Origin of the sequence: Streptomyces sp. NPDC001604 (assembly GCF_042893475.1) — a bacterium.
Lineage (GTDB): Bacteria > Actinomycetota > Actinomycetes > Streptomycetales > Streptomycetaceae > Streptomyces.
Genome location: NZ_JBIAUY010000002.1, coordinates 856,613 through 869,136 on the forward strand (window position 1 = coordinate 856,613; position 12,524 = coordinate 869,136).

Annotated in this window: 12 protein-coding genes and 2 tRNA genes; 8 read left to right on the forward strand and 6 right to left on the reverse strand. The window is 68.9% G+C overall.

The window, feature by feature from the left end:
* Positions 1-23: 23 nt before the first annotated feature.
* From ACFY1E_RS09290 to ACFY1E_RS09300, 3 genes are all read right to left on the reverse strand, one after another.
* Positions 24-96, reverse strand: a tRNA-Gly gene (locus ACFY1E_RS09290).
* Positions 97-177: 81 nt separating this feature from the next.
* Positions 178-249, reverse strand: a tRNA-Gly gene (locus ACFY1E_RS09295).
* 124 nt (positions 250-373) lie between these two features.
* The gene (locus ACFY1E_RS09300; protein WP_389073223.1) at positions 374-691 is read right to left on the reverse strand and encodes an Lsr2 family protein; all 318 of its coding nucleotides are present in this window, start codon (positions 689-691) and stop codon (positions 374-376) included.
* Between the two features lie 280 nt (positions 692-971).
* Between ACFY1E_RS09300 and purS the strand changes: the two genes are divergently transcribed.
* Genes purS through purL form a run of 3 tightly spaced genes read left to right on the forward strand, consistent with a single transcriptional unit; the run spans position 972 to position 4,167 of the window.
* On the forward strand, positions 972-1,235 hold the full coding sequence (gene purS / locus ACFY1E_RS09305; protein WP_007383088.1) for a phosphoribosylformylglycinamidine synthase subunit PurS: 264 nt from the start codon (positions 972-974) through the stop codon (positions 1,233-1,235).
* Positions 1,232-1,912 (forward strand): phosphoribosylformylglycinamidine synthase subunit PurQ, encoded by a 681-nt coding sequence (purQ, locus tag ACFY1E_RS09310; protein ID WP_389073225.1) that lies wholly within the window; start codon positions 1,232-1,234, stop codon positions 1,910-1,912. Before purS ends, purQ begins: the two co-directional genes overlap by 4 nt.
* Positions 1,909-4,167: a phosphoribosylformylglycinamidine synthase subunit PurL gene (gene purL, locus ACFY1E_RS09315; protein ID WP_389073228.1), complete on the forward strand. Its 2,259-nt coding sequence runs from the start codon at positions 1,909-1,911 to the stop codon at positions 4,165-4,167. Before purQ ends, purL begins: the two co-directional genes overlap by 4 nt.
* A gap of 67 nt (positions 4,168-4,234) precedes the next feature.
* Here the strand turns inward: purL and ACFY1E_RS09320 are convergent, their stop codons facing one another.
* The gene (locus tag ACFY1E_RS09320; protein WP_389073230.1) at positions 4,235-4,819 is read right to left on the reverse strand and encodes a Uma2 family endonuclease; all 585 of its coding nucleotides are present in this window, start codon (positions 4,817-4,819) and stop codon (positions 4,235-4,237) included.
* 122 nt (positions 4,820-4,941) lie between these two features.
* Here ACFY1E_RS09320 and ACFY1E_RS09325 point away from each other — a divergent pair, with 122 nt between their 5' ends.
* The 4 genes from ACFY1E_RS09325 (at position 4,942) to purM (ending at position 9,302) form a co-directional block, all read left to right on the forward strand.
* Positions 4,942-5,739, forward strand: coding sequence for a sterol carrier family protein (locus tag ACFY1E_RS09325; protein WP_389073233.1), 798 nt, complete (start codon positions 4,942-4,944; stop codon positions 5,737-5,739).
* 40 nt (positions 5,740-5,779) lie between these two features.
* The gene (locus ACFY1E_RS09330) at positions 5,780-6,604 is read left to right on the forward strand and encodes an META domain-containing protein (protein ID WP_389073235.1); all 825 of its coding nucleotides are present in this window, start codon (positions 5,780-5,782) and stop codon (positions 6,602-6,604) included.
* Between the two features lie 61 nt (positions 6,605-6,665).
* A complete protein-coding gene (gene purF, locus ACFY1E_RS09335) occupies positions 6,666-8,195 on the forward strand; it encodes an amidophosphoribosyltransferase (protein ID WP_242767941.1) in 1,530 nt (509 codons plus the stop codon).
* Between the two features lie 42 nt (positions 8,196-8,237).
* Positions 8,238-9,302: a phosphoribosylformylglycinamidine cyclo-ligase gene (gene purM, locus ACFY1E_RS09340; protein ID WP_389073238.1), complete on the forward strand. Its 1,065-nt coding sequence runs from the start codon at positions 8,238-8,240 to the stop codon at positions 9,300-9,302.
* Between the two features lie 122 nt (positions 9,303-9,424).
* Here the strand turns inward: purM and ACFY1E_RS09345 are convergent, their stop codons facing one another.
* Together ACFY1E_RS09345 and ACFY1E_RS09350 are read right to left on the reverse strand one after the other, a co-directional pair.
* Entirely contained in the window at positions 9,425-9,682 is a 258-nt protein-coding gene (locus ACFY1E_RS09345; protein WP_115907239.1) for a DUF3073 domain-containing protein, read from the reverse strand.
* A gap of 290 nt (positions 9,683-9,972) precedes the next feature.
* The gene (locus tag ACFY1E_RS09350; RefSeq protein WP_389073241.1) at positions 9,973-11,076 is read right to left on the reverse strand and encodes a Leu/Phe/Val dehydrogenase; all 1,104 of its coding nucleotides are present in this window, start codon (positions 11,074-11,076) and stop codon (positions 9,973-9,975) included.
* 251 nt (positions 11,077-11,327) lie between these two features.
* Between ACFY1E_RS09350 and ACFY1E_RS09355 the strand changes: the two genes are divergently transcribed.
* Complete coding sequence (locus ACFY1E_RS09355) at positions 11,328-12,170, forward strand: hypothetical protein (RefSeq protein ID WP_389073243.1); 843 nt, start codon at positions 11,328-11,330, stop codon at positions 12,168-12,170.
* Positions 12,171-12,524 lie beyond the last annotated feature (354 nt).

The following is a 12,524-nucleotide window of genomic DNA, read 5'->3' on the forward strand; positions in this document are numbered from 1 at the left end:
ATAAGACTGGGGCCTTCAATCAGAGCGGACGACGAGGCTCGAACTCGCGACCTCAACCTTGGCAAGGTTGCGCTCTACCAACTGAGCTACGTCCGCATTGCCTCCGACCGGCTCCCACCGATCGGCGCGAGCACCAGCCTACCTGATCCACAAGAGTGGTCCGGACCGGCGGTGCAGAGCGGGTGACAGGAATTGCACACTGCGCCTTCCCCCTGGAAGGGGGATGTTCTGCTACTGAACTACACCCGCATGTACTCCGGGAGCCGGGCCTTTCGGCCTTGCCCCTCGGCGTGCTCCAGACTCTAGCTGACCAGGAGGGGTGCAGCGCAAGTCGGTTCTCCCGAGGGGCCGGTGACCGGTCGTCGGGCGGCGGCTACTGCGCCTCGCTGAAGGCCTCGTAGACCTTCTTGGGGATCCGGCCGCGGGCCGGGACGTCCATCTTGTTGGCCTGGGCCCAGGCGCGGACGGCCGCCGGGTCGGGGGCGACCTCCGTCTGCCGGTAGGTCCGGCCCGACTTCGACCGCTTGCGGCCGGCCTCCACGTACGGCGCGAGCGCCTTACGCAGTTTCTTGGCATTGGCTTGATTCAGGTCGATCTCGTACGACTTGCCGTCGAGTCCGAAGGCGATCGTTTCCGCCGCTTCCGAGCCGTCGATGTCGTCAAAGAGAGTGACCACGACCTTCTGCGCCACGAATAATCGGTCCCTTCGTGCGGCACGCTGACAATTCATTTGTACAGTGCCCGACAATGCAATGTGAAGCCCGACTAAATCCTCCCGCGTGTCCGAGCGCAATAGGTTTCGTATGTCGATCCGGGATCTTTCCCGGAAATTTCCTGGAGGGGCCCGCCGCCCCGCCGGATCGTGACAGGCGTCACGTAGATTCCTACAAGTCGACGCGCGTAGAAATTTTGTGCAGGTAGTCTGAAACCACTGCAGGAACCTGCTCCGCACCACACCACCGGGAGTGCACGTGGCACGCGTCGTAGTCGACGTCATGCTCAAGCCGGAGATCCTCGACCCCCAGGGCCAGGCGGTGCAGCGCGCACTGCCGCGTCTGGGTTTCGACGGCATCTCCGACGTACGTCAGGGAAAGCGATTCGAACTGGAAGTTGACGGGCCGGTCGACGAGGCCGCCCTCGCCCGCATCCACGATCTTGCGGAATCCTTCCTCGCCAACACCGTGATCGAGGACTTCACCGTCAAGGTGGAGGAAGTCGCGGAGGCCGCGAAGTGACCGCTCGTATTGGCGTCGTCACTTTCCCGGGCAGCCTCGACGACCGGGACACCCAGCGCGCGATCCGCCTTGCGGGGGCCGAACCGGTCGCCCTCTGGCACAAGGACAAGGACCTCCACCAGGTCGACGCGGTCGTCCTCCCCGGTGGTTTCTCCTACGGGGACTATCTGCGGGCCGGCGCCATCTCCCGCTTCTCGCCGGTGATGGAGACGGTCATCGAGCAGGCGAAGGCCGGGCTTCCGGTCCTCGGTATCTGCAACGGCTTCCAGATCCTCACCGAGGCCCACCTCCTCCCGGGCGGCATGCTCGGCAACGACCACCTGCACTTCATCTGCCGCGACCAGAAGCTGCGGGTGGAGAACGCGGACACCGCCTGGACCGTGGACTACGAGCAGGGCCAGGAGATCCACATCCCGCTGAAGAACATGGACGGCCGGTACGTGGCCGACCAGTACACGCTGGACAAGCTGGAGGCCGAGGGGCGGGTCGCGTTCCGCTACCTCGACTTCAACCCGAACGGCTCGCTCAACGACATCGCCGGCATCACCAACGAGGCCGGCAACGTCGTAGGCCTCATGCCGCACCCCGAGCACGCCACCGAGCCGCTGATCGGTACCGGCCGCACCGACGGCCTCCCCTTCTTCACCTCGATCCTCAAGAAGCTGGTCAACGCATGAGCCGGACGCCTCTGGACACGGTCGAGCACGCGGCCGCGACCCCCGACGTCGAGCTGCCCTGGGCCGAACTCGGTCTGAAGAAGGACGAGTACGAGCGCGTGGTCGAGATCCTCGGCCGCCGTCCCACCGGCGCCGAGCTCGCCATGTACTCCGTCATGTGGTCCGAGCACTGCTCGTACAAGAGCAGCAAGGTGCACCTGCGCCAGTTCGGCGAGAAGGCACCCCAGTCGGACGCTCTGCTCGTCGGCATCGGTGAGAACGCGGGCGTGGTCGACGTCGGCCAGGGCTACGCGGTCACCTTCAAGGTCGAGTCGCACAACCACCCGTCGTACGTCGAGCCCTACCAGGGCGCGGCCACCGGCGTCGGCGGCATCGTGCGCGACATCATCGCGATGGGCGCCCGCCCGGTCGCGGTCGTGGACCCGCTGCGCTTCGGTGCGGCCGACCACCCCGACACCAAGCGCGTCCTGCCGGGCGTGGTCGCCGGCATCGGCGGCTACGGCAACTGCCTGGGCCTGCCGAACATCGGCGGCGAGGTCGTCTTCGACGCCTGCTACCAGGGAAACCCGCTGGTCAACGCCGGTGCCATCGGTGTGATGCGGCACGAGGACATCCACCTGGCGAAGGCCTCAGGCGCGGGCAACAAGGTCATCCTGTACGGAGCCCGTACGGGCGGTGACGGCATCGGCGGTGCGTCGATCCTGGCCTCGGAGACCTTCGACGACGCCAAGCCCTCGAAGCGTCCCGCCGTGCAGGTCGGCGACCCCTTCCAGGAGAAGCTGCTCATCGAGTGCACCCTGGAGGCCTTCAAGGAGAAGCTGGTCGTCGGCATCCAGGACCTGGGTGCGGCGGGTCTGTCCTGTGCGACGAGCGAGCTGGCCTCGAACGGCTCCGGCGGCATGCGCGTGACCCTGGACGACGTACCGCTGCGCGACTCCACGCTCTCGCCCGAGGAAATCCTCATGAGCGAGTCGCAGGAACGCATGTGCGCGGTCGTCGAGCCGGAGAAGGTCGACCGGTTCCTGGAGATCTGCGACAAGTGGGACGTCATCGCCACCGTCATCGGAGAGGTCACGGACGGCGACCGCCTGGAGATCTACTGGCACGGCGGGAAGATCGTCGACGTCGACCCGCGGACGGTCGCGCACGACGGTCCGGTCTACGAGCGGCCGTACGCCCGCCCGTCCTGGCAGGACGAGCTGCAGGCCGACGACGCGAACAAGCTGCCGCGGCCCGCTTCGAGCGAGGAGCTCAAGCAGCAGGTCCTCCAGCTGGTGAGCTCACCCAACCAGGCCTCCAAGAAGTGGATCACCTCGCAGTACGACCACTTCGTGCAGGGCAACACGGTGCTGGCCCAGCCCGAGGACTCGGGCATGATCCGCATCGACGAGGAGTCCGGGCTCGGCGTCGCGATCGCGACGGACGGCAACGGCCGCTACGCCAAGCTCGACCCGTACGCGGGCGCGCAGCTGGCCCTCTCGGAGGCGTACCGCAATGTCGCCACGACCGGCGCCAAGCCGCTGGCCGTCTCCGACTGCCTGAACTTCGGCTCGCCCGAGGACCCGGCCGTGATGTGGCAGTTCGCGGAGGCCATCCGCGGTCTCGCCGACGCGTGTCAGCAGCTGGGCACCCCGGTGACCGGCGGAAATGTCTCGCTCTACAACCAGACGGGCGAGGTGGCCATCCACCCGACGCCCGTGGTCGCGGTCCTGGGCGTCATCGACGACGTCGCCCGCCGCACACCGGTCGCCTTCCAGGAGGAGGGGCAGCTGCTGTACCTCCTCGGCGACACCCGCGAGGAGTTCGGCGGTTCGGCCTGGTCGCAGGTGGTGCACGACCACCTCGGCGGCCTGCCCCCGAAGGTCGACCTGGAGCGCGAGCGCCTGCTGGCCGAGATCCTGATCTCCGCCTCCCGCGACGGCATGATCGACTCCGCGCACGACCTGTCCGACGGCGGCCTCATCCAGGCCGTGGTCGAGTCGGCGCTGCTCGGCGGCAAGGGAGCGCGCCTGGTCGTACCGGACGGGCTCGACGCGTTCACCTTCCTCTTCTCCGAGTCGGCGGGGCGCGCGATCGTCGCCGTGCCGCGCTCCGAGGAGGTCCGCTTCAACGACATGTGCGGGGCCCGGGGTCTGCCCGTCACGCGCATCGGTGTCGTGGACGGCGACAGCGTCGAGATCCAGGGCGAGTTCGAACTGTCCCTGGAGGAGCTGCGCGAGGCGCACGAGGGGACGATCCCGGCGCTGCTCGCGTAGGCAGTGGTACGACGGTGAAGGCCCCGCCCGGATCATCCGGGCGGGGCCTTCACGGCTGGTCGGGCGTTCAGCGGACGTAGTTCTTGAGGATCTCCGTGTCCAGTTCGATGTCCATGGGGCCGGGTACGGACACCTTCTCGCCGAACTTCGAGGTCTGGATGCTGCGGTAGCCGCCGACCTGCCGGTCCGGGTTGCTGTGCACCGTGACCGTGCAGGAGTCCCGGTCGATCAGGAGGTACAGGGGGATCCCGGCCTGCCCGTACGCGGTCGGCTTCTCGTGCCGGTCCCGCCGGTCGGTGTCCGAGTCGTACGAGGTGACCTCGACGACCATGAGCGCGCCGTCCGGGTCGGCCCACTCACCCTGTCCTGCGAAGTGGGCCTCCGGTACGAGCACCGCATCCGGTTTCACCCTGCCTTCCCGATATGCCTCTACCCTGAGCCCTCGGCCCTGGTACAGGTCCAGGTCAGGCCTGGTCTGCATACAGCGCCGGGCCAGCCAGGTGACGATGGTGTCGTGGTCTCCGTCCGCCACCTTCTTGACTCCGATCCGTCCGTTGATGAACTCCAACGTGACGGTCTCGGGAGCGGCGGAGGCGATCGTTTCGAACTCCTCCACCGACATCTGAGACGTGCGCTCGGCCATAACCGTCATGTTGCACCCCCTTCCAGGCGAAGGCCAGCATTGCCTGGTCCCGACGGAGCGGGGGCGGCTATCGCCGGTGATCACTCGCACGGGTGATCGGCTCCTCGGTGGTCTCCCCTAGGCTCGCTGTCATGCCACCGGCCAAGAAACGCGCCCGTACTTACGACCCCGTCAAGATCCGCAAGGCCGTACTGGCCCAGTTCGGGAACGTACGGGAGGCCGTGCGCACCTTGACCGCCGAGCAGTTGGGCGGGCGGACCCGGCTCGGGGAGTGGACCGTGCGGGAGCTGGTCGCGCACATCGGGATGGCGGTGACCGCCGTACACCGGTCGCTCGACAAGCCGGAGCCCGCCAAGCAGGACGCCGTGCTGCTCGACTGGGCCTTCGCCACCGCCGCCAACTCCTCGGCCATCGACGAGTTCACCCGGCACCTCGCCGAGGAGCACACCGACCTCGACGCCTACCTCGCGGACATCGAGCAGAGCCTCGGCCGGCTGCTCGACGAGTACCCCGGCTCCCGGCTGCTGGAGACCAACGTCGGCGCCCTGCCCCTCGCCGACTACCTCGTCACCCGCACCGTAGAACTCGTCGTCCACACCGACGACCTGAACGCCGCCGTACCGGGACTGAAGGTGCCGTACGACCGTCAGGCCCTCGCCGCCTGCACCCGGCTGCTCGCCGACGCCCTGGCCGCGAAGGCGCCCGGCGGCTCCACCGAGGTGCGGATCCCGCCGTACGCCGTCGTGCAGTGCATCGAGGGCCCCCGGCACACCCGTGGCACCCCGCCGAACGTCGTCGAGACCGACCCACTGACCTGGATCCGGCTCGCGACCGGGCGCGTGACCTGGGCGGATGCCGTCCAGGAGGCCCAGGTCAGCGCCAGCGGGGAACGAGCCGACCTGAGCGGCCTGCTACCGCTGATGAGGTGAACGGGGGGAACCGCTGTTCCGTCCCTTCCGTCCCATCGGTATGGACAAACTGGGCAGGGACAAACAGCGACTCACCCTCGCCGTCCTGACCGTCCTTCCGCTGGTCATGGCGTGCGGAAGCGACACGGGCAGCACCTCGGGCAGCACCTCCGTCGCCTCGGAGGTGTCCGGCGTCCACTGGAAGGTCGACAGCGTCACCGTGGACGGCACCACCCGGCGCGCTCCCGCCGACGCCGACCTCCGGATCCGCGCGGACGGGACCGCCGTGGGCGACTACGGCTGCAACGAGTTCGGCGCGAAGGCCGCCTTCAAGGACCACCGAGTCGAACTGACGAACGCCCGCCAGACCCTGATGGCCTGCGAGCCCCGGCGCATGGCCTTCGAGCGGGCCCTCGCCGCCACCCTCACCGACCACTCGCTCACGGTCGAGACCAAGGGTGACGGCCTGACGCTCACCACCCACGAGGGCGACCGCATCCGGCTGACCAAGGAACCCCGGGAGAAGGGCGCCCCGCTGTACGGGACGAAGTGGACGATCACGGCGCTCGGTGACTCCAACGGCACGGCGACCGGCCTGCCGAGCCGGCAGATGACCTCCGCGTACCTCACCTTCGACAAGAAGACCGGCAAGGTCACCGGCCGCCTCGGCTGCAACCACGTCACCGCGGCCGCCACGGTCCGCGACGGACATATCACCCTCGGCGCCCCGTCCACCACACGAATGATGTGCGACACCTCACTCATGCATACGGAGAAGGGCCTCCTGCGCCTCTTCGACGGCACCGCGAACTACCGGTTGGATAAGCAAACCCTCACGCTGACCAGCGCAAACGGAGAAACCGCCACGGCGGTCGCCGATCGGTGATCCATTGGCGGCAGCGTTCCCCAATTCGGACCAGTGGTCGATCTCGCCTACACTCGGAGCCGTGCCACGTGGTGACGGTCGACTCAATCATGATCTGCTCCCCGGTGAGAAGGGCCCCCAGGACGCCTGCGGCGTCTTCGGAGTCTGGGCTCCCGGTGAAGAGGTCGCCAAGCTCACTTACTTCGGGCTCTACGCCCTCCAGCATCGGGGCCAGGAATCCGCGGGAATCGCGGTCAGCAACGGCTCCCAGATCCTCGTCTTCAAGGACATGGGCCTCGTCTCCCAGGTCTTCGACGAGACCTCGCTCGGTTCGCTCCAGGGTCATATCGCGGTCGGTCACGCCCGCTACTCGACCACCGGCGCCTCCGTGTGGGAGAACGCCCAGCCGACGTTCCGCGCCACCGCGCACGGCTCCATCGCGCTCGGCCACAACGGCAACCTGGTCAACACGGCGCAGCTCGCCGAGATGGTCGCCGACCTCCCGAAGAAGGAGGGCGGCCGTACGCCTCGCGTGGCGGCCACCAACGACACCGACCTGCTGACGGCGCTGCTCGCCGCCCAGGAGGACGCGGACGGCAAGCCGCTGACCATCGAGGAGGCCGCCCACACGGTCCTCCCGAAGGTGCGCGGCGCCTTCTCCCTCGTCTTCATGGACGAGCACACCCTCTACGCCGCCCGTGACCCGCAGGGCATCCGCCCGCTGGTCCTCGGCCGCCTGGAGCGCGGCTGGGTCGTCGCCTCCGAGTCCGCCGCCCTCGACATCTGCGGCGCGAGCTACGTGCGCGAGATCGAGCCGGGCGAGTTCGTGGCCATCGACGAGAACGGTCTGCGCACCTCCCGATTCGCGGAAGCGAAGCCCAAGGGCTGTGTCTTCGAGTACGTCTACCTGGCCCGCCCGGACACCGACATCGCCGGCCGGAACGTGTACCTCTCCCGCGTGGAGATGGGCCGCAGGCTCGCCAAGGAAGCCCCGGTCGAGGCCGACCTGGTCATAGCGACCCCGGAGTCCGGCACCCCAGCCGCCATCGGCTACGCGGAGGCCTCCGGCATCCCCTTCGGTGCGGGTCTGGTGAAGAACGCGTACGTCGGCCGGACCTTCATCCAGCCCTCGCAGACGATCCGCCAGCTCGGCATCCGTCTGAAGCTGAACCCGCTGAAGGAAGTCATCAAGGGCAAGCGCCTGGTGGTCGTGGACGACTCGATCGTGCGCGGCAACACCCAGCGGGCCCTGGTGCGCATGCTGCGCGAGGCGGGCGCGGCGGAGGTCCACATCCGGATCTCCTCCCCGCCCGTGAAGTGGCCCTGCTTCTTCGGCATCGACTTCGCCACCCGCGCCGAGCTCATCGCCAACGGCATGACCATCGACGAGATCGGCACCTCGCTGGGCGCCGACTCCCTGGCGTACATCTCCATCGACGGCATGATCGAGGCGACCACCATCGCCAAGCCGAACCTGTGCCGCGCCTGCTTCGACGGCGAGTACCCGATGGAGCTCCCGGACCCCGAGCTGCTCGGCAAGCAGCTGCTGGAGACCGAGCTGGCCGCGGGTCCCGCAGCCACGGCCGCGGCCGACGCCATCCGTCGCCCGTAGAGCCCGCCCTACCTGCCGTACGACACGAAAGCTCTCATAGCCATGTCTGAGACAACTGGTGCCAGCTACGCAGCCGCGGGCGTCGACATCGAAGCGGGCGACCGCGCCGTCGAGCTGATGAAGGAGTGGGTGAAGAAGACGCAGCGCCCCGAGGTCCTCGGCGGCCTCGGCGGGTTCGCCGGCCTCTTCGACGCCTCCGCCCTCAAGCGCTTCGAGCGTCCCCTCCTCGCCTCCGCCACCGACGGCGTGGGCACCAAGGTCGACATCGCGCGCCAGTTGGGTGTGTACGACACCATCGGCCACGACCTGGTCGCGATGGTCATGGACGACATCGTGGTGTGCGGCGCCGAGCCGCTGTTCATGACCGACTACATCTGTGTCGGCAAGGTCCACCCCGAGCGGGTGGCCGCGATCGTCAAGGGCATCGCGGAGGGCTGTGTGCTGGCCGGCTGTGCCCTGGTGGGCGGCGAGACGGCCGAGCACCCGGGGCTGCTCGGCCCGGACGACTTCGACGTCGCCGGCGCCGGTACGGGCGCGGTGGAGGCCGACCGGCTGCTCGGCCCGGATCGTATCCGTACGGGTGACGCGGTGATCGCCATGGCGGCCTCCGGACTTCACTCGAACGGGTACTCGCTCGTCCGGCACGTCCTGCTGAACCAGGCGGGCCTTTCGCTCGACGCGCGGATCGAGGAGTTCGGCCGCACCCTCGGCGAGGAGCTGCTGGAGCCCACCAAGATCTACTCGCTGGACTGTCTGGCCCTGACCCGCACCACCGAGGTCCACGCGTTCAGCCATGTCACCGGTGGTGGCCTCGCCGCGAACCTCGCCCGTGTCATCCCGGACGACCTGCACGCGATCGTCGACCGCTCCACCTGGACCCCGGCCCCGGTCTTCGACCTCGTCGGCAGGACGGGGCAGGTCGAGCGCCTGGAGCTGGAGAAGACCCTCAACATGGGCGTGGGCATGATCGCCATCGTCCCCGAGGAGTCCACGGACGTGGCCCTGGCGACGCTGGCGGACCGCGGGGTCGAGGCGTGGGTGGCCGGCGAGATCACCGAGCGCGGGGACCACGCGACGGGCGCGGAGCTGGTGGGCGACTACTCGTAAATCCAGCCCCTCCGGCGTTTGAGGGGCGGGGTCCGGGGCAGAGCCCCGCGGCGGCAGCATGAAACCCGGTCCGGCGCTGAAGCTCCGGACCGGGTCAGTCAACGGCTAAGCCGCTGCAAGCACTACGCGCCGCGGCGATGTTGCGACGACGGACCGGACTGATCGTCCTCGTCCTCATCGTCGTCGTTGTAGAGATCCGCGTACTGGGCGTACGGGTCGTCTTCGTCCTCGTCGTCCTCGAACGGCTCGCCGTTCGGCGGCTGGCTCGAAGTCGAAGCGCCCAGCTCGCTGGCCAGACGCGACAGGTCAGTCCCGCCGCTGTTGTACTTCAGCTGGCGGGCGACCTTCGTCTGCTTGGCCTTGGCCCGGCCGCGCCCCATGGCTCGACCCCCTCGGTGACGGGGCTCGACGGCCCCAGAGTCTTGACACGCGTTCATGATCTGGAACGGGCTCTCCGCGGAGAGACCGGTCCGTAGGGCTTCCACGGTACCTGAGCCCGCGCCCATACGGTACGTCGCCCGCAGGACGGGCCCGGGTCCAGGACCCTCGGGGCGCCCCGTCCCCGCTGGTCAACCGCGATTTTAACCACTTCTCGGCAGGCGACCCGCCGACGAACGTGAGAGTTCTCTCTAAGTGTGCGCCGACGGGTACCGGCCAAACCTCCCGGAGGTCAGAGACTGCGTCCTGCGGCCGCCTCGTGCATCCGCTGCTCGGCGATCCGGTCGGCCGCCGCGGCCGGCGGAATCCCGTCCGTCTTCGCACGTGCGAATATGGCCAGCGTGGTGTCGAAGATCTTCGCCGCCTTCGCCTTGCACCGGTCGAAGTCGAAGCCGTGCAGCTCGTCGGCGACCTGGATGACACCGCCGGCGTTGACCACGTAGTCCGGGGCGTAGAGGATCCCGCGGTCGGCGAGGTCCTTCTCGACGCCCGGGTGGGCGAGCTGGTTGTTGGCGGCACCGCAGACGATCCTCGCCGTCAGCGCGGGCACGGTGTCGTCGTTCAGGGCTCCGCCGAGCGCGCAGGGGGCGTAGATGTCCAGGCCCTCCACGCGGATCAGGGTCGCGGTGTCGGCGACGGCGCTCACGCCCTCCGGGTGCGCCGCGAGGATCCGGCCCACGGCCTCCTCGCGCACATCGGTGATGACGACCTCGGCGCCCTCGTCGCGCAGATGCCGGACCAGGTGGTGGCCGACCTTGCCGACGCCCGCGATGCCCACCTTGCGGCCGCGCAGCGAGGGGTCGCCCCACAGGTGCTGGGCGCTGGCGCGCATGCCCTGGTAGACGCCGAAGGCGGTGAGGACGGAGGAGTCGCCGGCGCCGCCGTTCTCCGGGGAGCGTCCGGTCGTCCAGTGGCACTCCCGGGCCACGACGTCCATGTCGGCGACGTACGTGCCGACGTCGCACGCGGTGACGTAGCGGCCGCCGAGGGAGGCGACCATGCGCCCGTAGGCGAGCAGCAGCTGCTCGGTCTTGTCCCGCTCCGGGTCGCCGATGATCACGGCCTTGCCGCCGCCGTGGTCGAGACCGGCCATGGCGTTCTTGTACGACATCCCGCGCGCGAGGTTGAGCGCGTCGGCGACGGCCTCCGCCTCGTTCGCGTACGGGTAGAAGCGGGTGCCGCCGAGGGCGGGGCCCAGGGCGGTGCTGTGGATGGCGATGACGGCCTTGAGACCGCTGGCGCGGTCCTGGCAGAGCACGACTTGCTCATGTCCGCCCTGGTCCGAGTGGAACAGGGTGTGCAGTACATCAGCAGGTGCGCCGGTTACGTCGGTCACTGTGGTGACTCCTGAGTAGCTAGCGGCGGTCGGAGACCAGCTCCCTGGGGGTCCCCCCACGCTTTTGGCAGAGGGGGAGGGTGGCGGGGGCTGTGAGCATGAGATTAGAGCCTGGGCGCCCCCGTCACCGCGCAGTGCTCAGGATCACCCACTCCCGGAGTACGTCCGTGCGACGATTTGCATAGATTTCCCGCCGGTTTGTGAGCGGGTTCCGCAGGTTTTCCCGGTGGTGGGCGGGGGAGGGAGCAGGCGTGCCCAAGGTGTCCTCGGTGATCGTCCCGTACGCGACGTATCTGCGCGTGTACGAGCCACTGGCCGCCTTCCCCGAGCCGGAGCGCAGCCACTGGGCGCGCTACGCCCGGCGCGCCGACCGCCCCTCGTACCAGGACGAACTGCGCCGCTCCCTGGCCGACTTGGTGCCCACCCCGCCGATCCCGGTGCCGGTGCACGAGAGCAGCGACGCGTTCGTGCTGCAGGCCGAAGGGGTGCTGTGCGTGTGCCCCTGGCGGACCCGGCTGCGCGGCTGGCAGGCCCTTCAGGAGCTCCCCGAGGAACTGCCGAAGCCGGTCCTGGACGCGGTGCTCCCGGAGGTCGTACGACGCCAGGCGGCCCAGGACTACGAGCGCTGGCTGGTGCGCAACCCGGACGCCCGCCCGTGGATCCGCACGGCGACCTGGCAGGTGCCCCTGCACTGGTTCGTGCTGGTGGCGGACGAGGAACGGCGCTTCGACAAGGGCTCCGGCGAGATCCCTCCGATGCTGCGCTACCAGACGCCGATGGTGCAGGCGCGACGGCGGGTGGCGCGGGCGCTGCGGGCCCTGAAGGACGGCATCGACGAGGGGCCGCTGATCGACGGCCTGGTGGACGTGGGGCGCTGGCTGGAGGAGTTCCATCCGCGCTCGACGGTGGAGCTGGACTACGGCGGCCTGGTGCACGCGCTGCCGGCCGGCGAGCTCGAGGACGATCACTCCGCGGCGGACGTCGCCGAGGGCATCGAGGCGCTGCGGCAGGGCGACGGAGTGGCCGCGGGGGCGGCGTACGCCCGGCTGGTGGAGCGCTGGCGGGCGGTCCGGGACCGGCGCTCGGCCAACTGAGAGCCACCTCAGGTAACGAACTGACGTTTGACGAATCGCCCGTTTTGGGGTTTCGTCCTCGCACCGAAGTGTGCTCTGAGTTTCCTGAGGTTTCGTCAACATGGGACGTAGGTCCCGATCCGGGCGTTCATCTCAAGCTGTGCCAAGCGTGACGGACCGCACTTACGCGGCCCTTGCGCCCCTTGCCCCTCCTCGTGCCAAAATAGGACAAGGAGTCCGGGGAGGGCTCCGTCCGTCCCAGTGCGTACCACTGTGGGCGGAATCTCAGCATTGCACGCTTTGGGGGGTCTCGTGGCTCCTGATTGTCCTGTGACTGATCGTCACAGTGGCGTGACTGTCCGCTATGGCATGGTC

Excerpts from the sequence above, each read along its gene's own strand:
- ACFY1E_RS09330 (WP_389073235.1), top strand. The coding sequence starts at position 5,780 with ATGGACAAACTGGGCAGGGACAAACAGCGACTCACCCTCGCCGTCCTG.
- ACFY1E_RS09325 (WP_389073233.1), top strand. The coding sequence starts at position 4,942 with ATGCCACCGGCCAAGAAACGCGCCCGTACTTACGACCCCGTCAAGATC.
- purM (WP_389073238.1), top strand. The coding sequence starts at position 8,238 with ATGTCTGAGACAACTGGTGCCAGCTACGCAGCCGCGGGCGTCGACATC.
- ACFY1E_RS09320 (WP_389073230.1), bottom strand. The coding sequence starts at position 4,819 with ATGACGGTTATGGCCGAGCGCACGTCTCAGATGTCGGTGGAGGAGTTC.
- ACFY1E_RS09345 (WP_115907239.1), bottom strand. The coding sequence starts at position 9,682 with ATGGGGCGCGGCCGGGCCAAGGCCAAGCAGACGAAGGTCGCCCGCCAG.
- purL (WP_389073228.1), top strand. The coding sequence starts at position 1,909 with ATGAGCCGGACGCCTCTGGACACGGTCGAGCACGCGGCCGCGACCCCC.